General features: G+C 66.7%; 22 protein-coding genes. 8 read left to right on the top strand and 14 right to left on the bottom strand.

Translation table 11 applies throughout. The annotated features are described in order from the left end of the window. Positions 1-2: 2 nt before the first annotated feature. On the top strand, positions 3-431 hold the full coding sequence (locus KW845_RS11415; RefSeq protein WP_218369332.1) for a Zn-ribbon domain-containing OB-fold protein: 429 nt from the start codon (positions 3-5) through the stop codon (positions 429-431). Here the strand turns inward: KW845_RS11415 and KW845_RS11410 are convergent. Genes KW845_RS11410 through KW845_RS11400 form a run of 3 tightly spaced genes read right to left on the bottom strand, consistent with a single transcriptional unit; the run spans position 428 to position 3116 of the window. After that, complete coding sequence (locus tag KW845_RS11410) at positions 428-1237, bottom strand: IclR family transcriptional regulator (RefSeq protein ID WP_218369331.1); 810 nt, start codon at positions 1235-1237, stop codon at positions 428-430. The genes KW845_RS11415 and KW845_RS11410 overlap by 4 nt on opposite strands. Before the next feature lie 5 nt (positions 1238-1242). After that, a complete protein-coding gene (locus KW845_RS11405; RefSeq protein WP_218369330.1) occupies positions 1243-2106 on the bottom strand; it encodes a carbon-nitrogen hydrolase family protein in 864 nt (287 codons plus the stop codon). Positions 2107-2114: 8 nt separating this feature from the next. After that, on the bottom strand, positions 2115-3116 hold the full coding sequence (locus tag KW845_RS11400; protein WP_218369329.1) for a dipeptidase: 1002 nt from the start codon (positions 3114-3116) through the stop codon (positions 2115-2117). 150 nt (positions 3117-3266) lie between these two features. Here KW845_RS11400 and KW845_RS11395 point away from each other — a divergent pair, with 150 nt between their 5' ends. Together KW845_RS11395 and KW845_RS11390 are read left to right on the top strand one after the other, a co-directional pair. Beyond that, complete coding sequence (locus KW845_RS11395) at positions 3267-4250, top strand: tripartite tricarboxylate transporter substrate binding protein (protein WP_218369328.1); 984 nt, start codon at positions 3267-3269, stop codon at positions 4248-4250. 6 nt (positions 4251-4256) lie between these two features. After that, entirely contained in the window at positions 4257-5507 is a 1251-nt protein-coding gene (locus KW845_RS11390; protein ID WP_218369327.1) for an FAD-binding oxidoreductase, read from the top strand. Between the two features lie 34 nt (positions 5508-5541). Here KW845_RS11390 and KW845_RS11385 read toward each other — a convergent pair whose 3' ends face one another. Both KW845_RS11385 and KW845_RS11380 read right to left on the bottom strand, forming a co-directional pair. After that, entirely contained in the window at positions 5542-7803 is a 2262-nt protein-coding gene (locus tag KW845_RS11385) for an arginine/lysine/ornithine decarboxylase (RefSeq protein WP_218369326.1), read from the bottom strand. A 186-nt stretch (positions 7804-7989) separates the two neighbouring features. After that, complete coding sequence (locus tag KW845_RS11380; RefSeq protein ID WP_218369325.1) at positions 7990-8436, bottom strand: hypothetical protein; 447 nt, start codon at positions 8434-8436, stop codon at positions 7990-7992. A gap of 259 nt (positions 8437-8695) precedes the next feature. Between KW845_RS11380 and KW845_RS11375 the strand changes: the two genes are divergently transcribed. Continuing rightward, a complete protein-coding gene (locus tag KW845_RS11375; protein WP_218369324.1) occupies positions 8696-9118 on the top strand; it encodes a VOC family protein in 423 nt (140 codons plus the stop codon). Next, positions 9115-9579, top strand: coding sequence for a GNAT family N-acetyltransferase (locus KW845_RS11370; RefSeq protein ID WP_218369323.1), 465 nt, complete (start codon positions 9115-9117; stop codon positions 9577-9579). The genes KW845_RS11375 and KW845_RS11370 overlap by 4 nt, the downstream gene beginning before the upstream one ends. Here KW845_RS11370 and dcd read toward each other — a convergent pair whose 3' ends face one another. The 4 genes from dcd to apbC all read right to left on the bottom strand — a co-directional run bounded on the left by dcd (position 9580) and on the right by apbC (position 16877). Beyond that, the gene (gene dcd / locus KW845_RS11365) at positions 9580-10146 is read right to left on the bottom strand and encodes a dCTP deaminase (RefSeq protein ID WP_218369322.1); all 567 of its coding nucleotides are present in this window, start codon (positions 10144-10146) and stop codon (positions 9580-9582) included. Between the two features lie 84 nt (positions 10147-10230). Further along, positions 10231-13842 (bottom strand): translocation/assembly module TamB domain-containing protein, encoded by a 3612-nt coding sequence (locus KW845_RS11360; RefSeq protein ID WP_218369321.1) that lies wholly within the window; start codon positions 13840-13842, stop codon positions 10231-10233. Continuing rightward, positions 13839-15785, bottom strand: coding sequence for an autotransporter assembly complex family protein (locus KW845_RS11355; RefSeq protein WP_218369320.1), 1947 nt, complete (start codon positions 15783-15785; stop codon positions 13839-13841). The genes KW845_RS11360 and KW845_RS11355 overlap by 4 nt, the downstream gene beginning before the upstream one ends. Positions 15786-15788: 3 nt before the next feature. Next, positions 15789-16877: an iron-sulfur cluster carrier protein ApbC gene (gene apbC / locus KW845_RS11350; RefSeq protein ID WP_218369319.1), complete on the bottom strand. Its 1089-nt coding sequence runs from the start codon at positions 16875-16877 to the stop codon at positions 15789-15791. Between the two features lie 98 nt (positions 16878-16975). Here apbC and KW845_RS11345 point away from each other — a divergent pair, with 98 nt between their 5' ends. Continuing rightward, positions 16976-17251, top strand: a complete 276-nt coding sequence (locus KW845_RS11345) for a hypothetical protein (protein WP_218369318.1) — start codon at positions 16976-16978, stop codon at positions 17249-17251. A 264-nt stretch (positions 17252-17515) separates the two neighbouring features. Then, complete coding sequence (gene metG, locus KW845_RS11340; RefSeq protein WP_218369317.1) at positions 17516-19591, top strand: methionine--tRNA ligase; 2076 nt, start codon at positions 17516-17518, stop codon at positions 19589-19591. A gap of 4 nt (positions 19592-19595) precedes the next feature. Here the strand turns inward: metG and KW845_RS11335 are convergent, their stop codons facing one another. The 3 genes from KW845_RS11335 to KW845_RS11325 form a co-directional block, all read right to left on the bottom strand. Continuing rightward, positions 19596-21140 (bottom strand): phospholipase D family protein, encoded by a 1545-nt coding sequence (locus KW845_RS11335; protein ID WP_218370005.1) that lies wholly within the window; start codon positions 21138-21140, stop codon positions 19596-19598. 64 nt (positions 21141-21204) lie between these two features. After that, positions 21205-21960 carry a sulfurtransferase gene (locus KW845_RS11330; RefSeq protein ID WP_218369316.1) on the bottom strand — a complete coding sequence of 252 codons (756 nt, stop codon included), beginning with the start codon at positions 21958-21960 and terminating at the stop codon, positions 21205-21207. A 69-nt stretch (positions 21961-22029) separates the two neighbouring features. Beyond that, positions 22030-22557 carry an META domain-containing protein gene (locus KW845_RS11325; protein WP_218369315.1) on the bottom strand — a complete coding sequence of 176 codons (528 nt, stop codon included), beginning with the start codon at positions 22555-22557 and terminating at the stop codon, positions 22030-22032. A gap of 362 nt (positions 22558-22919) precedes the next feature. On the opposite strand from KW845_RS11325, the gene KW845_RS11320 reads away from it, so the two are divergent. Then, complete coding sequence (locus tag KW845_RS11320) at positions 22920-23729, top strand: response regulator transcription factor (RefSeq protein WP_218369314.1); 810 nt, start codon at positions 22920-22922, stop codon at positions 23727-23729. A 4-nt stretch (positions 23730-23733) separates the two neighbouring features. On the opposite strand, the gene KW845_RS11315 is transcribed toward KW845_RS11320, so the two are convergent. Continuing rightward, positions 23734-25233 (bottom strand): hypothetical protein, encoded by a 1500-nt coding sequence (locus tag KW845_RS11315; RefSeq protein ID WP_218369313.1) that lies wholly within the window; start codon positions 25231-25233, stop codon positions 23734-23736. Positions 25234-25264: 31 nt separating this feature from the next. Then, positions 25265-25969: a type VI secretion system-associated protein TagF gene (tagF, locus tag KW845_RS11310; RefSeq protein WP_218369312.1), complete on the bottom strand. Its 705-nt coding sequence runs from the start codon at positions 25967-25969 to the stop codon at positions 25265-25267. Positions 25970-25977 lie beyond the last annotated feature (8 nt).

The following is a 25977-nucleotide window of genomic DNA, read 5'->3' as shown; positions in this document are numbered from 1 at the left end:
GCATGACATCGACAGCACGGCCCATTCCGCAGCCCACCGACATTACCCGGCCTTACTGGGACGCAGCGGCAGCCCGCCAACTGGTGATCCAGGAATGCCGCGCATGCGGGGCGCGCCAGTTCTACCCGCGCGGCTTCTGCATCGGCTGCCTGTCAAATGACTTGCATTGGCTGCCCTGCAGCGGCAAAGGCACGATCTACACCTTTACGGTGAACCACCGGGCCGCCAATGCCGCCTTGAAAGAGCACCTGCCGTATGTCGTGGCGGCCATCGACCTGGACGAAGGCATCCGGATGATCGCCAACATTCTGGATTCGCCACCCGAAGCCATCCAGATGGGCGCGCGCGTGCAGGTGATATTCGAAGCCTTGTCCGAAACCATCGCCCTGCCGCAGTTCCGCATCGACAGCCAGGGCCTGGACGGCCTCTAGGCCAGGTCGCGCCGTATTGCCCGCGCGCAATCCAGCACTTGCGGCGCCAGCTCTTCACGCGCCTTGTCGATACTCCAGCGGGGCGAGGGAACGGCGATGTTGACGGCGCCGACCACTTCCCGGTCGGCATTCAGGATGGGCGCCGCCACGGAAATATCGCCGATGAAGGCTTCCTGATTATTGATCACGTATCCGTCGCGGTGCACCTGTTCCAGCAAGGCCTGCAGTTCGTGCAGGTCGGTCACCGTATACGGCGTCATGGCCTGGCGCGGGGCGGCCAAGACCGACTGCGCCTGGCGCGCCGGCAAGAACGCCAGCATCGCGCGGCCGGCCGCCGTGCAGAAAGCAGGCAGCCGCGACCCGACATGCAGGTTGACGCTGACGGGATGGATGCTGGGGTAGCGCGATACATAGACGATCTCGCGGCCTTCCAGCTCCATCAGGTTGACGGTCTCGCGGCAGTGCTGGTTAAGGCGTTGCAGGTGCGGGTCGGCGACTTCTTTGACGGAATCGGTCGCCAGCACGGTATGGCCGAACTCGAGCATGCGGCTCGACAGCGAATAGGCGCGCGTTTGCGCATGCTGGCGCAGGTAGCCCAATTCGCGCAAGGTGTGGGCAAAGCGTTGGGCCGCGCTTTTTTCCAGGCCGGATAGCTGGATCAGCTCGGTCAGGGTCAACGGCCGTTGGGCGGCATTCAGGCATTCGAGCAACTGAAAGCATTTGCCTACCGACAAGACGAACAGCCGGTCGGCGGCAGGCTCGGCGGTGGTGGCAGCCCCGCTTTTATTGGAAGAGATGGGGTTCATGTCTCCTATTTGACCAGATCGGCATACAAATCGGGGCGGCGGTCGCGCCACCATGGAAAGGCGGCGCGGGCCCGATCGACCTCGTCCAGGGCGGCCTCGTGCACGATCAGTTCGGCGTCCTGGTCGCCGGCGCGTGCCGCGATCATGCCATAAGGATCGACCACCATGCTGTGCCCCAGATGATGGCGCGGCCCTTCGGTGCCGGCACGATTGGACGCCAGTACGTAGACGCCGTTCTCGTAGGCCCGGGCCCGCAGAGGGACTTCCCAGATGGACGCGCGGTGCTGCGGATCGCTGTACGTGGAAAAGGCGATCGGCATGACCAGCACTTGCGCGCCGCGCAAGGCCAGGGCGCGCGAAGCTTCGGGGTAAAGCCGGTCGTTGCAGATCTGGATGCCGATGCGCGTGCCGCACAGGTCGAACACCGGCAGGCCCTGGCCCGGCGCGAAATAGAACTTCTCGTAGCTGCCGGTGCCGCCCGGCCGTTCGTTGGGGAAATAGGCGGGAATATGCGTCTTGCGATACACCCCCAGGCTGTCGCCGCGTTCGTTCAGTACCTGGGCCGAATTGAAGTATCCGTCAGCGGCCCGCTCGGCAACCGGCAGCACCAGCGCCAGGCGACGCGTGGCGGCATGTCCTCGCAGCCGTCCGAGCAGGGGATCGTCCAGCGCCATGAAGTACTTTCCGTAGTCGGCCTCGAGCCCGCAGGCGAAGAACGGCGCCAGGAACAATTCGGGAAACACCAGCAATTGCGCCCCTTGCCCGCTGGCACGGTCGATCAGCGCGATGGCGCTATCCAGAATGGCGCCGCTGCCCGGCACCGACACCGGCCCCGTCTGGGCTGCAGCTAGACACAGCGTGCGTGGCATGATGCCCCCTAGCCCCAGATCGCGCGGAAGGCGCGCAGGAAATTGCCCCCGGCGATACCGTCGATTTCGCGTGCCGTGAAGCCGGCTTGCTCGAGCGCCTGGAGGATGGATGGGAACTGGCGCGGCGAGGGGGTTTCCTTCGGGTAGCGATCGGCCAACCGGTTGCCGAAAGCGTTGATGAACACGCCGGCCGGGCCGGGATAGTTGCGGCTGAGCTCGAGCACCGCATCGACCTGCGCCGGGTCCTGTACGCAGGCAAAGTCGGTGCCAATGCCGACATGCTCCAGGCCCACCAGGTTGCCCAGGTGCCGGACATGCGCGGCGAAGCTTTCCAGCGTGGGAGGCTGCGCAGGATCTCCGCTCCAGTTCAGGAAGCCATGGATGCTGGCACCGATGACGCCACCCGTTGCGGCAACCGCCTCGATCGACGCATCGGTCTTGTTGCGCACCCGGTCGTGCATGGACTTGGCATTGGCATGGGTCAGCAGCACGGGCTTGGCCGACAGTTTCGCCGCCTGCTGCACCGTGGCTTCGGAACAATGGCTGAGGTCGATGGCCACGCCCACCGCGTTCATTTCCGCCACGACAGCGTGGCCGAATTCCGTCAGGCCGCCGCCGCGCGCCTCGCCGCATCCGTCGGCCACGAAGTTGGCTTCGTTGTACGTCAATTGCCCCACGCGCAGGCCCATGGCGTGAAAGCCGCGGATGCGTTCCAGCCGGGACTCCAGCGGCAGCAGGTTCTGCCACCCCATGATCAACCCGGTCTGGCCATGCGCGTGCGCTTGTTCGATGTCATCGGCCCGCAGCACCAGGCGCCAGCCGGATCCGGGCTGCGCAACGTTGGCCAGCCAGCGCGACATGGCATCGAAGGCCGGCTCGAAACCCTGCGTATACGGGGCAACGGTAATGTTGGCGGCCGTCACGCGCCCGGTATGCAGCGGCTCGGGATTGCCGTCGCCGTGGAACACCAGCCCGTCGATAACGATGCGCTGGGCGGTTTGATCGCTCATGTCTTATCCCCTGTGATGCGCGGCGCCGGCCGCAGTTGAACTATTGCAATACGATAATCAGTATTGCATAACAACATCATATGGAATAACTTTTGGCTCGGCAATGCCTTTCATGCGTTGCCACATAAACCACAGCACAAGGGGATTCACATGATCAAAACGCTCGCAGCTTTCGGGTTGGCGCTGGTACTGGTACTGGCCATGTCGGCCGCGCCCGTCGTCCGCGCGGCCGACAGTTATCCTTCGCACCCGATACGCATCGTGGTGGCCTATCCGGCCGGTGGCAGCACAGATACAGCGGCGCGCTTGCTGGCCGATCGCCTGGGCAAGGTGCTTAAGCAGACCATCGTGGTCGAAAACCGGCCGGGCGCCGGCGGCGTGATCGGCGCGGCCTCTGTGGCCAAGGCCCAGCCCGACGGTTACACGCTGTTGTTCGCCGCCTCGCCCGAACTGTCCATCGCCGGCATCACCACCCCCAACCTGCCCTACGACCCCAACCGCGATTTCGCCCCCGTCACATTGGTGGGCCAGGTGCCTTTCATCCTGGTGGCCAATAATGATTTCCCCGCCAATAACGTCCAGGAATTGATCGCGTATGCGAAGGCGCACCCCGGCAAGGTGAATTTCTCGTCCTTCGGTACCAACACCTCCAACCACCTGGGCGGCGAGCTGTTCAACCTGCAAGCGGGCATCAACATGACCCACGTGCCGTATCGCGGCAGTTCGCCCTCGCTGACCGACCTGATGGGCGGCCAGGTGCAAGTGACGTTCGACACGGTGACGGCTGTGTTTCCCCTGATCAAGAGCGGCAAGATCAAGGCGCTGGCCATCGCCACCGCCAAACGCTCACCGTTGGCGCCGGACCTGCCTACCGTGGCCGAAAGCGGCGTGCCCGGCTACACCGGCGGCACCTGGTTCGGCCTGCTGGCCCCCTCGGGCACGCCGCCAGAGGTGATACAGCGGCTGTCCTCGGCCACGCGCACCATCCTGGAATCGGACGACATCCGGGAACAGTTCGCCAGCCGCGGCATCCAGCCCGCACCCGGCACGCCGGACGACCTGCGCACCTTCCTGGCGGCCGAAATCGCCAAATGGAAAGACGCCGCCCAGAAGATCGGCATCAAGACAAACTGAGCCACCATGCAGCAAGCGCAGCAGGACCAGGTCGCGATCATCGGCGCGGGCATCGTGGGCCTGTGCACGGCTTATGCACTGCGGCAGGCGGGCAGGGCCGTTACCCTGTACGACGCCAACCCGCCGGCTTCGCAATGCTCGGCGGGCAATGCGGGCGCGCTCTCATCGCGCTCGGTCGCGCCGCTGGCCATGCCCGGGGTGTTGCGCGGCGCGTTCTCCATGCTGCTGGACGCCGCCAGCCCGCTGCACATTCCCGCGGGCTATTGGCTGCGGGCCGCGCCATGGCTGGCGCGCTTTGTCGCGTCGGCACGGCCGCGGCGCGTGCGCGAAATTGCCATGGCGCTGGACTACCTGCTGGCAGGCGCGGTCGATAGCCACGCCCAGGTGGCCGCCGAACTGGGCTGCCCCGAACTGGTACGGCGCACGGGCCAACTGCACCTGTACCCTGATGTGCGCACACGCAGCCAGGATCGCAGCACCTGGGAACTGAAACAGGCACATGGACTACGGCTGGATACGCTCGACCGCCACGCCATCACCGACCTGGAGCCGGCTGTCGGGCCCGCCTATGCCGCGGGCGTGTTCCTGCCCGACGAAGGCTGGATGGCGGACCCCCTGCGCTACGGCCGCGCCCTGGCATCGAGGCTGGTCGAAATGCAGGCGGTGTTTGTGCCAGCCCACATCGCAGCCATGCAGCCCACTCCGCAAGGCTGGACCCTGTCCGACGGCAACCGCGACTGGCAGGCAAAGCAGATCGTGGTGTGTGCCGGCGCCTGGTCGGGCGCGCTGCTGGCGGCGCAGGGCTATCGTGTTCCGCTGGAGAGCCAGCGCGGCTATCACTTGCACCAGCCCGACCCGAATATCGCGCCCAGCCGGGTCGTGGTGCTGGCCGACCGAAAAGTCTTCATCACGCCGATGGAAACCGGCCTGCGCATGGCGGGTACCGTGGAATTTGGCGGCCTGCAGCAAGCACCGAACATGCGCCGCGCCATGCTGCTGGCGCGGCACGCGCAGGCGGGGCTGCCGCAATTGCGTATCGATGCGCCGCAGGTCTGGCTGGGACACCGCCCCTGTCTTCCGGATTCGCTGCCCGTGCTGGGCCCCGTGCCGGGCCGCGAAGGCCTGTGGTGCGCCTTCGGGCATGGCCACCTGGGCCTGACCGCTTCGGTCAATACGGGCCGCCTGATCGCCCGCGCAATGGCCGGCGACCTTGCCGCCGGCGCACTGGCGCCCTACTCGGTGACGCGATTCAGATAGCCTGGCCCCGCGCAGAGCCAGGTTTCCGTTTCCCCTAGTCTTCGATCAGGCAGTCCACGTAATACCGCTTGCTGCCATCCTGCGCGACATCGTCGGCCAGGCCGTGGATATAGGTTTCGAAGCCGGGGAAGCGTTCGTTGAACTCACGGGCGAACTGCAGGTATTGCACGATGGTGCGGTTGAAGCGTTCTCCCGGGATCAACAGCGGAATGCCCGGCGGGTACGGCGTCAACAGCACGCCGGTGACACGGCCTTCCAGTTGATCGACCTCGACGCGCTCGACTTCGCGGTGAGCCATGCGCGCGAAAGCGTCCGACGGCTTGAGCGCCGGCACCATGTCGCTCAGGTACATCTCGGTGGTCAGGCGGGCCACGTCGTTCGAACGATAGGCTTCGTGGATCTGCTGGCACAGGTCGCGCAGGCCCATGCGCTCGTAGCCGCGATGGCCGCGGCAGAAGTCCGGCAGGATGCGCCACAGCGGCTGGTTGCGGTCGTAGTCGTCCTTGAATTGCTGCAAGGCGGTCAAGAGCGTGTTCCAGCGCCCCTTGGTGATGCCGATGGTGAACAGGATGAAGAACGAGTACAGCCCGGTCTTCTCGACCACCACGCCGTGCTCGGCCAGGTACTTGGATACCAGCGCGGCCGGAATGCCGGTTTCGCCGAAGCTGCCCGACATGTCCAGCCCCGGCGTGATCACTGTGGCCTTGATCGGGTCCAGCATGTTGAAGTCGTTGGCCAGCTCGCCGAAGCCATGCCAGTGGTCGTTGGCCTCGAGTACCCAGTCGTCGCGGTTGCCGATGCCTTCGGACGCCAGGCGGTTGGGGCCCCACACTTTGAACCACCAGTCGTTCTTGCCGAACTCGGATTCCACCTTGCGCATGGCGCGGCGGAAGTCCAGGGCTTCGCGGATGCTTTCTTCCACCAGCGCCGTGCCGCCCGGAGGTTCCATCATGGCGGCCGCCACGTCGCACGACGCGATGATGGCGTACTGCGGCGAGGTGGAGGTGTGCATCAGGTACGCTTCGTTGAACACGTTGCGGTCGAGCTTGCGGGTCTCGGACTCTTGCACGATGATCTGCGAGGCTTGCGAAATGCCGGCCAGCAGCTTGTGGGTGGAGTGCGTGGCGAACACCATCGGCTGTTGCGGGCGCGGGCGGCCCTGGCCAATGGCGTGCATGTCCTGGTAGAACTCGTGGAACGACGCATGCGGCAGCCAGGCTTCGTCGAAATGCAGGGTATCGACGTAATCGCCCAACTGCTTCTTGATCATCTCGACGTTGTAGATGACGCCGTCGTAGGTGCTTTGCGTCAATGTCAGGATGCGCGGCTTCTTGTTGGCGGCTTCGCGCGCGAACGGATTGGCCTCGATCTTCTTCCTGATGTTCTCGGGGTCGAATTCCTCGAGCGGAATCGGCCCGATGATGCCCAGGTGGTTGCGGGTGGGCCGCAAGAACACCGGGATGGCACCCGTCATGGTGATGGCATGCAGGATCGACTTGTGGCAGTTGCGGTCCACCACCACCACGTCGTCGGCGGCGACGTTGGCGTGCCACACGACCTTGTTCGAGGTCGACGTGCCGTTGGTCACGAAGAAGCAGTGGTCGGCATGGAAAATACGCGCCGCGTTCAGCTCGGACTCGGCCACCGGGCCGGTGTGGTCCAGCAATTGGCCCAGTTCGTCGACCGCGTTACAGACGTCGGCGCGCAGCATGTTCTCGCCGAAGAACTGGTGGAACATCTGCCCCACCGGGCTCTTCAGGAACGCCACGCCGCCCGAATGGCCGGGGCAGTGCCACGAATACGACCCATCTTGCGCGTACTTGACCAGTTCGCGAAAGAACGGCGGCGGCAGGCTGTCGACATAGCTGCGCGCTTCGCGGATGATATGGCGCGCCACGAACTCGGGCGTGTCCTCGAACATGTGGATGAAGCCGTGCAACTCGCGCAGGATGTCGTTCGGGATGTGCTCGGACGTACGCGTCTCGCCGTACAGGTAGATGGGAATGTCGGCATTGCGAAAGCGCAGCTCGCCTATGAACGAGCGCAGCTTCTTGATGGCGCCGGCCACGTCTTCGGGCGAATCGACGTCGAACTCTTCGTCATCGATCGACAGGATGAACGCGCTGGCGCGGCTTTGCTGCTGGGCGAATGAGCTCAGGTCGCCATAACTGGTCACGCCGATTACCTCGACGCCCTCGGCCTCGATGGCCGTGGCCAGCGCACGAATCCCCAGGCCCGAGGCGTTCTCGGAACGATAGTCTTCGTCGATGATGAAAATGGGGAAGCGGAATTTCATGCGGGCGCTCCAGGGGGCGAGGCAAAACGGAGGCGAGTGTACTGCGAGTCTGGGACCGCAGCTTGACAAAGCAACGCCCCGGCGCGGGGGGCGTTGCGCGGAGGGGAATTGTAGGCCGCTTTGCGGGGCGGCGCTGGGGGTCGAGGCTGTGAGCGCGAAAGTGTCGCAGCCCAAGCCTGGCTGCGGTCACCGTATGGTGTCGGATGTGCGCGCTGTGACGGCGCGTACATAATGCTGGAAGAATTCCGGCAAGGTGTCGGCCGCGCCGTTGCGCAGCCGCCGCTCGACCTTGGAGATGGCGCATAGGCAGACCTCGAAGTCGGGCTCGCCGGTGACCAGCACCACGGGGTCTTCGTCGTCGCACACCTCGTAGAGTCCGCCGTAGTGGCGGCGGCCCACTTCGTACAGATAGGCGGCCGCGCCCACGGTTTGCATGGGCGTCAACGCCAGGCGGCCCTGATAGGCCTCTTCGAGCACGACATCCAGGGCCGCGATGCTCTCGATGGAATAGTCCAGTGCCGAGGTGTCCGGCACGGCGGCCAGGAAGGCTGCGGCCGCACCGTTGACGCGCTCGATGAACTCGTCTTGCGCCTCTTCGTCTACTTGCTGCGTGTGTTTGAGGAAACCGAACATTGTTGGCTCCTGCGCCGGCAACCCGCGCGATAAGGTAAGTCCATTATATTTGCCGCCGCTGGCGTCGCGCCTTGCACAGCCAAGGTCATTCGAGCCTGGTTACGAACGCGTACGGCGTGTCACGCCAGGCCGGCATGCGTCCCCCGCAGCAGTTCCCCCTGGGGCTGCGGCTTGTACGGCCTGCGCGACGGCGCCATACTGGACACTTCACGACACGCCTTTTTGTTGCGCAACCGCAACGCCCGGCGGCGGAGGCTGTATGCAAGTGCTGATCAATATCGATATCGACGACCTGGACCGGGCCATCCAGTTCTATCGAGACGCCTTCGGCCTGGAAGTCACGCGCCGCTTTGGCGAGGACGGCGCCGAGCTGCAGGGCGCCGGCGCGCCGATTTACCTGCTGCGCAAGGCCCAGGGCTCGCGCCCGGCCGGCACGGTGGCCGGCGGTCGCGACTACGCGCGCCACTGGACCCCGATACACCTGGATTTCGTGGTGGACGATGTCGATGCCGCGGTAAGCACCGCGGTGGCGGCAGGGGCCATACTGGAAGATCCGCCCCACACCCATGCCTGGGGGCGCATTGCCCATTTGTGCGATCCCTTCGGCCACGGCCTGTGCGTCCTGCAGTTTCTGGGCCAGGGTTACGATGCGATTTCCACAGTAGAGAACAACCCGCCATGACCGCCATCGACCTGGCCTATTGCGCCGTGGCCGAACACGATTTCGACGCGCTGGCCGACCTGCGGGCCGCCGCCATGCGGCCCAGCCTGGAACGATTGGGCCGCTATGATCCGCAGCGCTCGCGCGAGCGGTTACGCGCGACGTTCGTGCCGGCCGGCACCCGGGCGGTCGAGCTGGACGGTCGGCGCATCGGCTTCTACACCCTGCGCCACCTGGACGGCGCGCTGCGGCTGGATCACCTGTACCTGCTGCCGGCGGAATGCGGCCGCGGCCTGGGCAGCCGCGTGATGGCGCACATTATTGGCCAGGCGCAGGCGGCCGGCCTGCCCTTGCGGGTGGGGGCGCTGCGCGACAGCGATTCGAACCGCTTCTACCTGCGCCACGGTTTCGTGCAGACCGGCGAAACCGAATGGGATATCGAATACCAGCGCGATCACCCGCGGCCGCAGCCGGCCGGGTGATCAGGTGCGCGGCAGCGTGACGCCGCGCTGGCCTTGGTATTTGCCGCCGCGGTCGCGGTACGAGGTCTCGCACACTTCGTCGCTTTCCAGGAACAGCATCTGCGCGCAGCCTTCGCCGGCGTAGATCTTGGCGGGCAGCGGCGTGGTGTTGGAAAACTCGAGCGTGACGTGCCCTTCCCATTCGGGTTCGAGCGGCGTGACGTTGACGATGATGCCGCAACGCGCGTAGGTGCTTTTGCCCAGGCATATGGTCAGTATGCTGCGCGGGATGCGGAAATATTCCACCGTGCGCGCCAGCGCGAACGAGTTGGGCGGGATGATGCAGACGTCGCCCTTGAAATCGACGAACGATTTCTCGTCGAACTGCTTGGGATCGACGATGGTGGAATTGATGTTGGTGAAGATCTTGAATTCGTCGGCGCAGCGCACGTCGTAGCCATAGCTGCTGGTGCCATAGCTGACGATACGGCCGCCATTGGCGGTACGTACCTGGCCCGGCTCGAAGGGTTCGATCATGCCGGCGTCGGCCGCGGTGCGGCGGATCCAGCGGTCGCTTTTGATGCTCATGGTGAGGGTGCCCAGGTTGATTGTTGGCTATTTTATCGTCTTGCCGGGCCAGGCCAACGCGGTGCGGGATCAAGCCCGGACGGTTCAGTCCGCAAAGAAGGTGCGATATACCAGGGCGATGCCGTTGATGGTCCCCCCCTTCAGGTCCAGTGACAGCTTGCGCGACAGCCGGTAGCTGGCCCGGCCCACGGTTTCCGAGCCGGACATGGCCTGCTCTACGCTGAGCGTGATGCCATTGGCGAAGTGCTTGCTGGCCACCAGGAACTGGGTGGCCAGGTCGCTGTTGCTGTCCAGGTTGACCTGGCTGGCCACCGTGCGGTTGGGCAGCAGGCTGCCCGAACTGCCGATGGTGCCCGAACGGATGCTGATCTCGTCCAGCCCGAATTGCCGGTAGAACGGCTGCCCGCCGCCCAGCAGCGCGGTGCCCACCGACAACAGCAGGGCCGCGTCGCTGCCGCCCTCGTCGGGCCCGCGCCCCAGGATCAGCCACGACAGTTTCTCGACATCGCTGACCTCGGGGTACGACACCAGGTCGATGCGCGGGCGCTGTGCCGTGCCGCTGACCCTGACGCCAGCCTCGACCTGGTCGCCGGTGCGCAGGGCTTCGATGTCGAGCAAGGGATTGTCCAGCCGGCCCTGGAAGGTCAGGGTGCCGCGGCGCAGGCGCAGCCGTTGCCCGTAGGCCTCGATGCCCCCGCCGCGCGTACGCAGCGCGCCCACGCCGGTCAGGCGGCCATCGGCCATGTTGATCTCGATGGCGCCCAGCAGGCCGGCGTCCAGCCCCATGCCGGTAATGTAGAACCGCGGCCCCATGTCGAACTTCAGGTTCATGCTCATCTGCATGGGCGATTCGCGGGCCTGTTCGTCCTCGCCCGCCCGGATCACGCGCACGTCGTCATCCAGGCTGGGCACGCCCTGCAGGATTTCCAGGCTGAACCAGCCCGCGTCGGCGGTAAGATCGCCGGTGATCGAGATACGCGGCAGTTGGGCATTGATATCGACCGTGCCCGACACCATCGCGTACCGGTCGGAACGCTGCAGGGCCGGGAAACGGTGCAGTTTCAGGTGTACCGCCCCTTGCGCCTGCAGCAAGTCCCATTGGCCGGTGGCCTCGACGTAGCCATTCTTGGCATCGGGATTGCGGGTGATCCATTCGCGCGTGCGCCATTCATCGGGCATGACGCGCAACGAGGCCGGAAACCGCAGCGAATCCAGTACTACCCGGGTACCTTCCAGGTGAGCCGCCAGGGTGCCGTCGATAAGACGCACCCCGTCATCGATGCGCACCACGCGCAGCGCGTCTCCGCGTATCGTGCCGGAGGTATCCCAGGTACCGCCGGGCGTGCCTTGCGCACTGACGTTGGCCTGCAATTTGCCGCGCACTTCCATGGTGTCGCCGACGAACAGGTCGACCCACGTCAGGTCGGCAATATCGGCATTCAGGTTGACGCGCATGGGCCGGGCGGTATCCAGGGCCAGCGAGCCATCGGGTCGCGTGACCAGGGCGGCCGAGCCCGTGCCGGACAAGGTTCCCATTTTCTGCGTGCGCACGTCCAGCGTCGCGTCCACGCGGCTGCTGCGGCCGCCGGCAGGCTTGGCCACCAGGTCCAGCACCAGATTGGTCAGGCCCAGCGGAATGGGCGGATCGCCCGGGATGCGCAGGTCGCCATCGCGGCGCGCGACCCGGGCACGGCCCGAGAGGGCGCCGGCGAATTGCAGGTCCCATGAGACATCCAGGGCGATGCGGCGCTGGTTATCGGGCACCCGCGCGTTGACGCGCTGCTGGCGCTGCGCCGCGCGGGCCGCGGCCTGGGGGTCGGTGGCCTGCATGATCTGCCGCAGCATCGAGCCGGTAATGACCAGGTTGTCGGCCCGGCCGGCGGTTTCCCAGCGGCCTGGGCCGCCGCGCGACCCTTGGTGGGCGATCAGCACGCGCTGCTTGTCGGGCAGGGTCAGGGTCAGCTGCGTGGCGCCGGCCTGCCACTGCCAGCGCGGGGCGGCCGCGTCAGGCACGAACGCCAGCGTCATGGGCTGCAGGGCGGCAGCGAAATCCATCGAGCCGGCCGTCAGGCGTTCGATCCGGCCGCGCCAGCCGGGCAGGCCGCCCTCGGCCTGGTTATTCTGCCCGGGGCCCCAGCCGCCGGCAAAAGCGATCTCGGCCCGCATGGGCGCCCGGCCCAGCGTATCGGCACGCGTATCGGCGGGGGTATAGCGGGCGTTGAACTGGCCGCGGTGCTGTTCCAGGCGGCCTTCCAGCCGGCCCTGCAAGGTCGCCCCGCCAGGCAGGCCAGGCCAGAAGGCATCCAGCCGCGGGGTATTTGCATCCAGGGTCAGTGCGCCATCGCCCTGGCTGAGCTGGCCCTGCGCGCGCACACGGTTGGGGCCCAGCCTCAGGTCGAGCTTCAGGTCGCGCAACTGGTATCCCGCCAGCGGGTCGGACGGCGCGGCGGCGGGCCGGGATGGCGCCTGGGGTTGGGCCGGCACCGCCGCGGCGTCCAGGCGTCCGTTCAAGGTGCCGGACAGGGCCTGGCGGTTCCAGCGGCTGCCCTGGGCAATGGTGGCCTGGACGTTGGCCTGCCGCAGATCGTACGCGCCCGCGACCTGCGCATCGACCGCCATGCGCGCGCTCAGTAATGCGGGCGGAAGCATGTCGCCCAGCAGGCGCTCCAGGTCCAGGCGCTCGGCGTCCAGCGTTGCCACCACCCTGTCCACGCCGGGCTGCAAAGGTTGCGGCTGGCGGTCCAGCGTCACCACCAGGCCGGACTTGTCGGCCAGGCGCAAGGTCAGGTTGGCGGTGCGCACCGGGAAGGGATCGCCGAACGCCAGCCCGGCCTGCGCCAACAGCGTCAGGGCGCCGTCGGCGGTGGCGCCGTCCAGGCTCACGTCGAGCTGGTCGAACGAGCCTTCCGCGTCGACGCGCACAGTGGCCGCGCATATTTGACTGGCGGGCTCGCCGTCAGCGGCCGGCTTGGCCTTGCCTTTGCCGCGCGCCGGCTTGGCCGCCTGCTTGGCCAGCATGCGGCTGGCGCACAAAGGCGAATCGGGCCCCACGCCTTGCGCGGCAATATCCAGCCGGGCGCGCAGCGGCCAGGGCTGCGCCATCTGCAGCAAGTCGAACTGGCCCTGCAGTTCGGCAATGGCTTGTGCATGATCCAGGCGCAGGCTGGCCAGCCGCAGCTGGGCGTGCCGGGCATCGGCATCCAGGGCGGCGACCAGGTCGCTGATGCCCAGGGGCAATGGGGTGCCGTCGATCCGCACGTCCAGCGCCCCCAGCGCCAGGCGGTCCAGCGCCACGTCCACCGGCAGTGCGGGTAGCGCCAGGGGCTCATCGGAAGGCGGGGCGTCGGGATCGGAAGTCAATGCCACATGCAGGCTGCTGGCCGACAATTCGCGCACGTGCACCAGGCGCTGGCCCAGCGCGCGCCACTGCACGTCCAGGCGCAAATCGGCGATATCCAGATCGACACCGGGCAGCGCCAGTTGCAGTCGTCCGACTTCCAGGCCGCCCAATACGCTGCCGCGCACCTGTTCGGCGCGGCCGTCGAACTGCTGCGCCACGACCCCCATCAGCATGCGCGTGCCGGGCTGCGTGCCGGCCAGCCACAAGATGAACGCGCACAGCAGCACGAACAGCATGATGGGCAGGGGCAACCACCAGACCAGCAGGTGGCGCAGCACGGCGCGCAGGCGGTTCAAAAGGCGATCCCCAGCGAAAAGTGCAGGCGCAGGTCGCTCTCGCGCTGGCCGTATGCCAGGTCCAGGAACAAGGGGCCGGCCGGCGTGCGCAGGCGCGCGCCCACGCCGTAGCCGACGTTCATCCTCATTTCGCCGAACGACTCGGCCGCGTCGCCGGCATCGACGAACACCGCCATGCCCCAGCGGTCGTCGAAATAATGGTCGTATTCAATGCTGGCCACCGCGAGCGTGGGCGCGCCCACCACGGCATCGTCTCGGTCGACACCGATACTCTGGTACCGATAGCCGCGGATGGTGCGGGCCCCGCCGGTGCGGAAGCCGAAATCGTCCGGCACGCGGGTGGCCGAGTCGGACCATACCCGCCCGACTTCGCCACGTATGGTCAGTATGTCGCGCTGGCCCACCGGCCACCACTTCTGGCCGCGCAAGCGAGCCCGGAAGAACGGCTGCCCGCTGTCGAGCACCATGCCGACCCCGCCCCCCACGGCGATCAGGTTGCCTTCGCGCGGATCGTATTTATTGTCGACATCGCGGCGCAACCATTCGGCGGTGAGCGTGGCGCTGGGCAGGTCGAACTCGTCGCCGCCGTCGATCTTGACGTGATCGTGCGCCAGCAACACACCCCAGCGGTTTTCGTATTCGACGCGGCTATCGCCGGCGCCCCGGCGCTCGCGCAGTCGCGTGGCGCCCAGTGCAAACCGCCGCACATCCAGGCCCTGGATGTCGGAATGGTCGGCCAGCAGGCCGATGGAATCGCGCTGGCCCTTGGCGTCGGGCGGCAAGTGAAAGTCGAGGAACGCGCGCTGGCGCAGGCGGTCGACACCGACGCCGCTTTCAAGCGTGACGGGCACGCCGAACACCACGTTCTGCCGGTAGTTGACCTCGGCGCGCACGCCGGCATCGCTATCGACGCCCAGTGACGTGGCCACGCGCCGCGCCGGCGCCTCGACCACGCGCACATCCACGGGCAGGGTCACGACGCCATCGGAGTCGGGCCGCGGCGCCCGGCGCGCGTCCGGGCCGCCCGCCACTTGCGAGTCGCCCTCGGGCGTGGCCGCGGCCAGGCCCGACGACCCCGGTGCACGCGCGCGCTCGGATTGGGTGGCGGCCGGCTGCTCGGAGGGCGGCGGCGACTTCGATTCCGGGTCGGCTTCCGGGCCGGCTTCGGATTCAGACGCCGAGGAGTCCAGCGTGACGAATGCGCCGCGGAAGAACGAGGTGGACTGCAGGTCTTGCTGCCAGCCGTCGAGCCTGTCCTGACGATAGGGGTCGCCGGGGGTATAGCGCACATAGCGCTGCACCAGCGAATCGGGTACGCGCCGCAGGCCCTGCGTATTCAGCGGCCCCATGCGCACCTGCGGGCCACTGTCGATGGTGATCGACAGGTGCACTTCGGCAGTATCGGCATGCACCGCGGCATCCGAGGCGGTCATGTGCGCCAGCATGAAATCGCGCGAGGCCACGGCATCGAGCAGGGTCGATTTCGCCCGGTTCCAATCGCTGTTGATGAATGGCCGGCCCACGGGCAGCAGCCAGTTCTTGCGCAGGTCGGCGACGCGCTCGGCATATTCGGGCCGCGTGACGCGGCCGGTGAAATTCAGTTCGACCGACGCCACGTGGGCGCGCTCGCCGGGCTGGATGGAGATATCCCAGGTCTCGCCGCCCACGTCGGTGCCGGTTTCCAGCGTGACGGTGGGCGCAAAATAACCCTGGGTGGCCAGCGCGGCCAGCGTGGCGTCGCGCGCGCGGCGGCGCAGGCGGTCGATTTCGCCGCCGTCCTGGTCTTCGGCCAGCCGTGTAATGGCCCCGACGGCCTCGGTGATGGATTGCAGCGCGGCCGGCGTGACGCCGCCCGGGTCGATGATGACTTCGGGGGCCTGCGCGCGTGCGCCGGTCGCCACGCCCCAAAGGGCGGCCAGCAGCAGGGCGGCCCGTAACCGCATACGTCAGGTCGACGACTGGACGACGACAGGCGGCAACCGGCCGGCCATATCGCGTGGCAGTGCCGCCACGCCGGCGGCCAGCTTGCGTGCAATGTCGCGATAGTGCCGCGCGGCCTCGCCATCGGGGTCGGCCACGACAGTGGGCCGGCCCGAATCGGTCTGGGCGCGGATCTCCATGGCCAGGGGCAGGCTGCCCAGCCATGGCGCCTGGTACTGCTCGGCCATGCGCCGACCGCCGCCCTCGCCGAAAATGTGCTCGGCATGACCGCATTGGGTGCAGATGTGCACGGCCATGTTCTCGACGATGCCCAGGATGGGCACGTCGACCTTCTGGAACATGCGCAGGCCCTTGCGCGCGTCTTGCAGCGCCAGGTCCTGCGGCGTGGTGACAATGACGGCGCCCACCACCGGCACTTTCTGGGCCAGGGTCAGCGCCAGGTCGCCCGTGCCCGGCGGCATGTCGATGATCAGGTAGTCGAGGTCGCGCCAGTTGGTCTGGCGCAACATCTGCTCGAAGGCCTGCGTCACCATGGGACCGCGCCAGATGGCCGGGGCATCGGCATCGATGAGAAAGCCGATGGAATTGGCCTGCAGGCCATGGCCCTGGAGAGGCTCCATGGTCTTGTTGTCGTGGCTGGCCGGGCGGCCCGAGATGCCCAGCATGGTGGGCACGCTGGGGCCGTAGATATCGGCGTCCAGGATTCCCACCCGCGCGCCATCGGCAGCCAGCGCCAGCGCCAGATTGACCGCCGTGGTGCTCTTGCCCACGCCGCCCTTGCCCGAAGCGACCGCGACGATGTTGCGTACCGTGGGCAGCGGCTTCAGGCCACGCTGCACGGCATGGGTACCCACCGACCACTTCACGGCGACCTGCGCATTCTGCACCCCCGCCGCGGCCAGGCTCTGGCGGGCGGCTTGCTCGAGCTGCTGGGCCACGTGCGCGGCCGGATAACCCATGGTCAGGGTGACCGACACCGTCTCACCACCCAAACCAATGTCACTGTCTTTTACAAATGTGGCCAGTTCCTGGCCCGAAAATGGCTCTGTTACGGCCCGCAACGCCGCACGGACTTGCGCTGTCGTTATACTCATTACTCAGATTCCATAGGCAGGGCGGCTTTGCGCCGACCGCTACCCCCAAGGATAGCGGATACGCGGGAACCTTTTGTCCTGTTTTGCATCCGACCATCATGATCGACACTATCTCCCGATTCCTTCGTGCCGTTGCGTTCGCCGTGCTGGCTCTGTTCGGCATGGCCATGGCCCTGGTATTCATGATCTCGACCGCGATCGCGGTCGGCATCCTGTATATCGTGGCCAAGGTACGCGGCAAGCCGTTCGGCGTCCGCGCCTACTGGAGCCAGCGCCAGACTTCGCGTCCCGGCACTTTCCGCCCCGGGGCAACGCCGCCGTTCACGCCCGCGCGCGGCGACGTGATCGACGTCGAGGCCCGCGAAGTCCGCTAAGCGACGCGCAGCCGGCTTTTTGGCCGCCGGGCCGCCCCAAGGCACCAGCGCCCGCCCGGGGATGAGCCCGGACGCCTGGCGAATCCAGGCGGCTTCCCAAGGCGCAGCGTAAGGTCTCTTTCCCGCCCCTGCCCCGGCCCGGTCCGGCGCAGGGGCGCGTGCTTTTGCGCTACGCGCGCGTGTTCCCTTTTGCGCTTCGCGCGTGTTCCCTGCGGGGGCCGCTAAAATAGCCGGCTACCCCTTCCCTGAACCAACAATCACGATATGTCCCGCACCCTGTTCGTCACGACCGCGCTGCCCTACGCCAACGGATCCTTCCATATCGGCCACATCATGGAATACATCCAGGCCGACATCTGGGTTCGCTCGATGCGCATGGCAGGCCATACGGTGCATTTCGTGGGGGCCGATGACGCGCATGGCGCACCCATCATGCTCAAGGCCGAAAAAGAAGGTATTGCGCCGCAAGACCTGGTGGCCCGCTATGCGGCCGAGCGCCCGCGCTACCTGGACGGCTTTCACATCCGCTTCGACCACTGGCATTCCACCGATTCGGCCGAGAACGTCGCGCTGTCGCACGAAATCTACCGCGCCCTGAAGGCCGCCGGCCTGATCGAAACGCGCGCCGTCGAACAGTTCTACGACCCGGTCAAGGGCATGTTCCTGGCCGACCGCTACATCAAGGGCGAATGCCCCACGTGCCACGCCAAGGACCAGTACGGCGATTCCTGCGAAGTCTGCGGCGCGGTCTACGCCCCCACCGAGCTGATCAACCCCTATTCGGCACTGACCGGCGCCACGCCGGTGCTGAAGTCGTCCGAGCACTTCTTCTTCAAGCTGTCCGACCCGCGCTGCGTCGAATTCCTGCAACACTGGACGACCGGCAGCAACGCGGCCGGCACCCGGCATCTGCAACCCGAGGTGCAGGCCAAGACGCGCGAGTGGCTGGGCGGCGACGACGGCCAGGCCAAGCTGGGCGACTGGGATATTTCGCGCGATGCGCCTTACTTCGGCATCGAAATCCCCGACGCACCGGGCAAGTATTTCTATGTCTGGCTGGACGCCCCGGTGGGCTACCTGGCTTCGCTGAAGTCGTACTGCGCCCAGCAGGGCCTGGATTTCGACGCCCTGCTCGACCCGCAAGGCAACACCGAGCAAGTGCACTTCATCGGCAAGGACATCATCTATTTCCACGCCCTGTTCTGGCCGGCCATGCTGAAGTTCGCCGGACGCAAGACGCCGGACGCGCTCAATGTGCACGGGTTCATCACGGTCAGCGGCGAGAAAATGTCCAAGAGCCGGGGCACCGGCATATCGCCGCTGCGCTACCTGGAACTGGGCATGAACGCCGAATGGCTGCGCTACTACATCGCCGCCAAGCTCAATGCCCGGGTCGAAGACATCGACTTCAATCCCGACGACTTCGTCGCCCGTGTCAATAGCGACCTGGTCGGCAAGTACGTCAACATCGCCAGCCGGGCCGCCAGCTTCATCACCAAGCACTTCGATGGCGTGCTGGCGTACGAAGGCGACACCGCGGCGCTGTCGGCCGAATTCGCCACCCAGGCCGAATCGATCCGCGCGGCATTCGAGGCCCGCGAGTACAACCGCGCCATCCGCGAGATCATGGCCTATGCCGATGGCATCAACCAGGCCTTCGACACGGCCCAGCCGTGGGTGCTGGCCAAGGGTATCGGCACTGCCGATGCGGCGCAGAAAGCCCGGCTGCAAGACATCTGCTCGCGCTCGCTGGCGGGTTTCAAGGCCTTGTCCGTCATGCTGGCCCCGGTACTTCCGGCCTTGTCCGACCGCGTGGCGCGCGAACTGTTCGGCGCCGAGCAGCCGTATGCGTGGGGCGACGCGGCGGTGCTGCCGCAGCGCGTGGCGCCGTTCAAGCACCTGATGCAGCGGGTCGAACCCGCCATGCTCGACCAGTTGTTCGAGCCGCCGGCCGCGCCCGTCCAGGCCGCCCCCATGCCGGGCGGCGAAGCGATCGCCGACACCATCACCATCGACGATTTCGCCAAGATCGACCTGCGCATCGCCAAGATCGTCGATTGCCAGCACGTCGAAGGTTCGACCAAGCTGCTGCAGCTTACGCTGGACGTCGGCGAAGGCCGGCATCGCAATGTGTTCTCGGGCATCAAGTCGGCCTATCGCCCCGAAGACCTGGTGGGCAAGCTTACCGTCATGGTGGCCAACCTGGCGCCGCGCAAGATGAAGTTTGGCGTGTCCGAAGGCATGGTGCTGGCGGCCAGCCACGCCGACGACGCGGTCGATGCGGGCATCTACGTCCTGGAACCCTGGCCCGGCGCCCAGCCGGGCATGCGCGTGCGCTAGGCCGCTACAGCAGCGGCTCGATAGGCAGCAACGACAGCAACCAGATCAGCAGGCGCTGCCACCAGCTCGTTCCGGGCTCGGTGTCGTAGCGCTGCCGGCCGCCATCGCCATCGGCCGTCCAATACAGGTGGCCGTCATCCGCCAGGCCGACCCGATAGGCCTGGCGGGAAATGCCCTGCTCGAACGTGTCGGCCATCTGCCCGGCCAGCACCGGGCTGTCGATGACGAAGCCCAGCTCGGTATTCAAATGCATCGAGCGGGGATCGAAATTGAAGGACCCCACGAACACCCGCTTGCCGTCCACCGCAAAAGTCTTGGCATGCAAGCTCGAGCCGGAACTGCCGAACGGCCCCTGGCCCGGCGGCTTGGCCTGGGACTGGCTGCGCATCTCGTACAGTTGCACCCCGCCGCGCAGCAAGTCCTTGCGGCGCTTGGCGTAGCCTGAATGCACCACGGCGACATCCGTGGCCTCGTACGCGTTGGTCAATACCCGGACCTGGACGCCGCGCTGCACCATCTGCACGAAGGCATCCGTGCCGGCCGCGGTCGGCACGAAATACGGCGATACCAGCTCCAGGTGGCTGGCGGGCTGGCCCAGCACGTGTTGCAACTGGTCCGCCAGTGTCACGCCGTCGGGCGCCTGGCCCAGGGCTTTGGCGGGGTCGTCGCTGAGCATGCGCGCGGGCGCCCATTCGAACGGCAGTTGCCGGGCCAGCATCTGGCGGATGAACGGCAGGTCGCGCAGCGCGTTCATGTACGCCAAGGCCGCCGGGTCTTTTTCGAACCGCGACGCCGATCGATGCAGCATCGGCAGTTGCGCCGCATCGGGCATGTCCAGCAGCGCCGCGGCCGGATAGGCGGACTGGCTGGCCCAATAGCGATCGAAATCGGCAGAGACCTCGCCCACCACCTGCCCCGCCGCCAGCAGGTCCAGGTCGGCGAACAGCACATCGTCGGCGGCGCCGAAGTATTCGTCACCCACGTTGCGCCCGCCGATGATGGTGGCCTGGTTGTCGGCAGTGAGCGACTTGTTGTGCATGCGGCGGTTCAGGCGCGCGAAGTCGGTCAGGTAGCCCAGCATCTTGGGCCGGCGCACGGTGAATGGATTGAACAGCCGTACCTCGATGTTGGGATGCGTATCCAGCGCGGCCAGCACGTCGTCCAGGCCGGCAATCCCGTTGTCATCCAGCAGCAGCCGCACGCGCACGCCTCGTTCGGCGGCGTTGAACAACGCCTCGAGCAGCAGGGTGCCGGTCATGTCGCCGCGCCATATGTAGTACTGCACGTCCAGCGTCTTCTGGGCGGCCTGGATCAGCAAGGCGCGCGCCGCAAAAGCATCGTGGGCGTCGGCCAGCGCATGAATGCCGGACAGCCCTGGGTGGGCGTCGGCCAACGGGCCGATGGCCTGGCCCAGCGCCGTGGCGCGCGCCTGTGCGGCGGGCAGCGCGTGGGATACCGTGCGGTTCTCGGGCGGCGGCAAGGCGCATCCTCCTAGTAATGTCGTACCCAGAATGACGGCCGCCACACGCCGGGCCAGGCAGGCGGCAATACCTGGGCGGGCAGGCGGGCGCCCCGATGGCTGCGGGGGCGGGGATGCCGGCACCGCGCGCCCGTCAGGCAGCAGGCTCTGCAGGGCCGCGTGCCGGGGCCAAGGCCGGGTCCAGCGCCACGCGCTCGTCGAAAACGAAGCAATGGCCGTTGAATCCCTTGCCACCGGTTTCCTCGAAGTATTTCAGGATGCCGCCATCGAGCTGGTAGACGTGCTCGATACCCGACTCGGCCATATACAACGCAGCCTTCTCGCAACGAATGCCGCCGGTGCAGAAGCTGACCACCGTCTTGCCCCGCAGGCTGTCGCGGTGTGCCTGCACGGCGGCTGGAAACTGCGTGAAGCGCTCGATACGCCAATCGACGGCACCCGCGAACGTACCGGCGTCCACCTCGAAAGCATTGCGGGTATCCAGCATGACCACGGGCCGCCCATGATCGTCGGCCCCCTGGCCGAGCCAGCGCGCCAGCGTGGCGGGGGCGACGGCGGGCGCACGGCCGGCTTGCGGCTGGATGGCGGGATGATCCATGCGTATGATTTCGCGCTTGATTTTTACCCGAAGCCGGCGAAACGGTACCGCATCCGAAAAGCTGAACTTCACTTCAAGGTCGGCGAAGCGAGGGTCGGCACGCAGCCAATGCAATAATGTACCAATACCTGGTTCCGAGCCGGACAGAAACAAATTAATGCCCTCTCCGGCCAGCAAGACCGTGCCTTTCAGGCTGACGGCTTCGGCCTGTGCCAGGACATCGGCACGCAAATCGGCCAGATTGTCCAGGGAAACGAATTTATAAGCAGCAATGTTGACGACGGTGGACATGGTTGGCGACACGTGGGCGCGACGGGGCGCACAATATTAGTAAGCAAGTCCTTACCGGCCCGGGTACGATTACTGGGGCGTGGGGGGATCCTGCCGGCGCACGAATTCCAGTACTTCCCCGTCGCGGACATTGAAGCTCAGGTGGCGCGGCGCACTGCCGCTATCCAGCGTAAAGGTCCGGATATCGGCCAGGGCTTTCAGGTAGTCGGCCTCGAGCCGGGCCCGTTCGGGCGACGGGCAGGCCATTCGTGTGCTGGCAGGCGCCGAAATCGACAGTTTCCCCGCTTGCAGCTTGTAACTGCCCATATAGCGATTACAGCCCGAAAATCCGTTTACCCGGTATTGGCTGTCATGGGCCAGGAAGGTCAGTTGTATGGGTTCACCGTTATCGCCATGCGGGATGGTGCGCTGGACCCCCTTGGAGGTCGTCCAGCGGGTCAGTTCCCAACGGGTTTGGGCCAGCGAGTCGGCACTGGTGGCAGCATTTGCCGCGGCAGCACCCTGGGCAGTGGCACGGCCAGTGGTATTGGCGCAGCCGGCCACCCCAATCGCCACGACGGCAAGCAGCAAGCCGCGGGCAAGCGCAGGAATCGGCATGTCTGGTACTCCGCAGTCAGTACAAGGTGTCTACTGTACCGCGGCCCAGTGGATGTCCGAGGCTGAAAAGGAGGCGGCGATAATCGCCGCCAGGTCGAATTGTATCAATTTGGCGCCTATATTCACATAGATATACATTTGAGGTTAAATGAGACACAGGATTACACAACAACAGCAGTCAGACCTCGCTCCTGCCACCAACATCGATTTATCGTTGATCCCCGCGATTCGGGCGCCGGCCATGCATCGCCACGGCTTACCTTGCGCCACCACCCTTATTCAAAACACTTACAAACCGCGGGCCGCGGTATTGTCAGACGCGGCATGCCAGTTGCCCTGGTACCCCCATCCGGAAGGGAATCATGAATAAATCGTTGGATGTCCTCTTTTTAGCCGGAGACGACACCGCCCACCCGCAGCAGATCGCCGATCTGTCGCACCTGGGATTCCAGGTTCATCGCTATACGGAACTGGCCGACCTTTACACTCATGTGTCTCAGCACGCCGTTTCGCTGATTGTGCTGACGGGCTCGCTGCCCAAAATACATATCGCCGCGGCGCAATTGCGTGCCATGCGGCATACCTTGGGGATCATCGCGCTGGCAGGCTTTGCCGACAGCGAGGCGCGCGTGCGCACATTGCTGTGTGGCGCGGATGCCTGCCTGGATACCAGCGCCAGTGGCCTGGAACTGGCGGCGGTGTTCCAGTCGCTGCTGCGCCGCGTGGCCGACGTCGTCTCGGTCAAGGTGGCCGAGACCGTGGCCGTGCCGAACATGGTGCCCATTGAAAGCAGCGTGGGCACGGAGCCCATCGAGCCGGCCATCGCCGGGTGGCGGCTGGCCAGCAAGGGCTGGACGCTGATCGCGCCTGCCGGCCAGGAGTTGGCCTTGACCACGGCCGAACGCGGCTTCCTGCTGCGCCTGGTGCGTGCTCCGGACAAGAAAGTCAGCCGCGACACCCTGATCGCCGATGGCATGCAATCGGGTGAAGCCAGCGACGGCGAGCGGCGCGGCCGCTTTGTCGATGTCATGATCAGCCGCATGCGCCGCAAGGCCGCCGCCCACCAGATGCGCCTGCCCATCAAGGCAGTCCATGGCTGGGGCTATATGTTTACTGCCGATGTCGTCGAAGACGCCGGCGCGTCCGACGATGGTAGCGCTACCGGCGGCTGAATCTTTACTCGAACACGTGGGAAATCGACGCCGAACCACCGGCGCTGATATTGACGGTTGTGTTGTAGTCAGGCGCGGCAGGATTGCGGATAGTGACGCGATGCTGGCCCGGCGATAGCGTCAGTTGGGTCAACGGCGGACTGATGCCGCGCGAACGGCCATCGACCAATACTTCGCCCCATGGCTGCACATGGACGCGTACCGCCACCGATGCGGCGGGCGGGGGTTCTACAGGCGGAGTCTGGCCAGGCGCCGTCTCGGGCGGCACGGCACTTTCGTCCCCAGGCGCGCCGGCTGCCGCGGCCGGATCGGTTGAATCGGGCGCCATGCCCGGCGCGGCAAGCGCATCCGGGGCGGTCGTGCCCGCGGGGTCAGCCGAACCCGCTGGCGCGGGCTCGCCCGGCACGGAAGGCACCGCAGGGTCTGCGGGCGGCTGGGCATCCTGCGGCGACTGGGCGGGATCGGGCGGCGCTGAACCGGCCGGGGGCACGGCAGGATCCACAGGCGGCTGGGCCGTTGGCGGCGCAGCGCCCCCAGGAGGCGTGCCACCGGGCACCGCGGCAGGGCCCGGGTCCGATGGCGCCGGCACGGTATCTTCGGCGGGCGGCGCGGGCGGCGCAGCCGGATCGGCCGTCCGCGGCGTGCCCAGGTCGGACAACGCCGGGGGCGTCGGCACAGGCGGCTCGGGCTGGGCCGGCGCGGCTGCCGGCGGCGGCGCCGGCGGTGTGGCGCGGCTGGCCAATTGCGAGCTGGGCGCGCCCGGACGCAGCCACAGGTAAACAGCAAACGCCACGGCGGCCAATACGCTCAGCATGACCAGCAGCGGCACGCGCGGCCCCGGCCCGGGTTTCGGGGGCGCCGCAACGGGGGGCAACTCGGGCTCGCTGGCCGCCTGGACGGGCTGCGGCTCGGCCACGGGCTGCAACGAAAGGCCCAGGCCGACAAGCTGCGAGAAGACCTCGATATCCTGCGGGCGGGCCGCCGGCGTCATGGACAGGCCCCGGTCCACCGCCTGCAGGAACCCGGGGTCGTAGGCTCCCAGTTCGCGCCCGGCCAGCGGCACATACGTGTCTTTCACGCACCGGGCCAGCGCCCCCGGAGGGGCGGCCCCCACCAGCAGGCTGTGGGCCACCGCGCTCAAGGCGTAGATATCGGTCCAGGGTCCGCAAGGCCGTTCGGGGTCATCGGTATATTGCTCGAATGCCGCGTAGCCCTCCAGGCGTGCGCCGCCCTCGGCGTCGGCGGCGGGTTCCAGCGGCGGTACCAGCAGGTGCGCCTTGCCCGAGCTGTCCAGGCCGATGGTGCTCATGGCAATGGCCCCATGCACGCCGCCTTGCCTGTGCAGTTCGGCCAGCGGCGCAGCCAGGTCGGCCAGCACCCGGCGTATGCGCGCCTGCGGCACGCCGCCGCCGGCGGCCGCCGCGATCGCGCTCAACGGCCGATGGCCGGGCCCGGCACCGGTGGGCACGTCGCGATTGGGCAAGGTGGCGGAAGTTGTGCTCATACAGGGCTCCGGGCACGTAAGGGATTGCTGCCTAGCGCCAGGCCGGCAGCGACGCGAACAATCGAGTAAACAGCGCAGCGTTCAACGACCCGCCGTGCACGTAGGTTTGCAATGCCGCCCCGTCGACCTGGTTGGTCCACCAATAGCTGGTATGCGAACTGGGGTTGAAGCAGAACGGCAAGTCGGGCCAGGCGGCCAGGCTGCGCTGCGAGACCGGCTCGGCAGCAGTTTCCAGCCCGGCATTGAGAATGTCCATGATGTCGCTGCCGCTGGAACGCTCTACCGGCAGCACGGCGCCCGGCACGCGGATTTCCTGCAGTTCGCGGTCGAATTGCTCTGCGGCGCAGCCATGGCGCACCGCCGCAAGCATGCTGGCGCCGATCTGCCGGTAGTAGTCGGTGGCGCCGTCGAGCATGGTGCTGTGATAAGCGTCTTCCGGAATGGACATGATCACGCAAAGGGGGTAACCCCGCCCCACCCGGTCACGGCTGGGCGCGATGCAGCCCAGTTGCGCCCCGTTGCCGCTGGGCCCCGATGGAATGGCAAAGTTCCAGATCGGCGCGGTCGCGAAGCTGCGGGCCGCACTGTCATCGGGCGCCTGCTTCAGCGCCGTCAGGCCGTACTGCAGCCAGCGATCCCACCAGGCAATCAGTTCGCGCGGCAAGCGGCGATGCACAAAATCGCCCGAGGCAGGAATCTTGCCGTACCACCCCAGTTTCCCGTTTGCGTCGTCCATGGCGGATT

The sequence above is a fragment of the Bordetella sp. BOR01 genome, from assembly GCF_019218885.1.
Taxonomy (GTDB): domain Bacteria; phylum Pseudomonadota; class Gammaproteobacteria; order Burkholderiales; family Burkholderiaceae_B; genus Bordetella_A.
This window is presented reverse-complemented; position numbering and strand designations above follow the sequence as displayed.

What these genes read in the sequence shown, in the direction of transcription:
- KW845_RS11415 (WP_218369332.1), top strand. Translation starts at nt 3, where the DNA reads ATGACATCGACAGCACGGCCCATTCCGCAGCCCACCGACATTACCCGG.
- KW845_RS11410 (WP_218369331.1), bottom strand. Translation starts at nt 1,237, where the DNA reads ATGAACCCCATCTCTTCCAATAAAAGCGGGGCTGCCACCACCGCCGAG.
- KW845_RS11405 (WP_218369330.1), bottom strand. Translation starts at nt 2,106, where the DNA reads ATGCCACGCACGCTGTGTCTAGCTGCAGCCCAGACGGGGCCGGTGTCG.
- KW845_RS11400 (WP_218369329.1), bottom strand. Translation starts at nt 3,116, where the DNA reads ATGAGCGATCAAACCGCCCAGCGCATCGTTATCGACGGGCTGGTGTTC.
- KW845_RS11395 (WP_218369328.1), top strand. Translation starts at nt 3,267, where the DNA reads ATGATCAAAACGCTCGCAGCTTTCGGGTTGGCGCTGGTACTGGTACTG.
- KW845_RS11390 (WP_218369327.1), top strand. Translation starts at nt 4,257, where the DNA reads ATGCAGCAAGCGCAGCAGGACCAGGTCGCGATCATCGGCGCGGGCATC.
- KW845_RS11385 (WP_218369326.1), bottom strand. Translation starts at nt 7,803, where the DNA reads ATGAAATTCCGCTTCCCCATTTTCATCATCGACGAAGACTATCGTTCC.
- KW845_RS11380 (WP_218369325.1), bottom strand. Translation starts at nt 8,436, where the DNA reads ATGTTCGGTTTCCTCAAACACACGCAGCAAGTAGACGAAGAGGCGCAA.
- KW845_RS11375 (WP_218369324.1), top strand. Translation starts at nt 8,696, where the DNA reads ATGCAAGTGCTGATCAATATCGATATCGACGACCTGGACCGGGCCATC.
- KW845_RS11370 (WP_218369323.1), top strand. Translation starts at nt 9,115, where the DNA reads ATGACCGCCATCGACCTGGCCTATTGCGCCGTGGCCGAACACGATTTC.
- dcd (WP_218369322.1), bottom strand. Translation starts at nt 10,146, where the DNA reads ATGAGCATCAAAAGCGACCGCTGGATCCGCCGCACCGCGGCCGACGCC.
- KW845_RS11355 (WP_218369320.1), bottom strand. Translation starts at nt 15,785, where the DNA reads ATGCGGTTACGGGCCGCCCTGCTGCTGGCCGCCCTTTGGGGCGTGGCG.
- apbC (WP_218369319.1), bottom strand. Translation starts at nt 16,877, where the DNA reads ATGAGTATAACGACAGCGCAAGTCCGTGCGGCGTTGCGGGCCGTAACA.
- KW845_RS11345 (WP_218369318.1), top strand. Translation starts at nt 16,976, where the DNA reads ATGATCGACACTATCTCCCGATTCCTTCGTGCCGTTGCGTTCGCCGTG.
- metG (WP_218369317.1), top strand. Translation starts at nt 17,516, where the DNA reads ATGTCCCGCACCCTGTTCGTCACGACCGCGCTGCCCTACGCCAACGGA.
- KW845_RS11330 (WP_218369316.1), bottom strand. Translation starts at nt 21,960, where the DNA reads ATGTCCACCGTCGTCAACATTGCTGCTTATAAATTCGTTTCCCTGGAC.
- KW845_RS11325 (WP_218369315.1), bottom strand. Translation starts at nt 22,557, where the DNA reads ATGCCGATTCCTGCGCTTGCCCGCGGCTTGCTGCTTGCCGTCGTGGCG.
- KW845_RS11320 (WP_218369314.1), top strand. Translation starts at nt 22,920, where the DNA reads ATGAATAAATCGTTGGATGTCCTCTTTTTAGCCGGAGACGACACCGCC.
- KW845_RS11315 (WP_218369313.1), bottom strand. Translation starts at nt 25,233, where the DNA reads ATGAGCACAACTTCCGCCACCTTGCCCAATCGCGACGTGCCCACCGGT.
- tagF (WP_218369312.1), bottom strand. Translation starts at nt 25,969, where the DNA reads ATGGACGACGCAAACGGGAAACTGGGGTGGTACGGCAAGATTCCTGCC.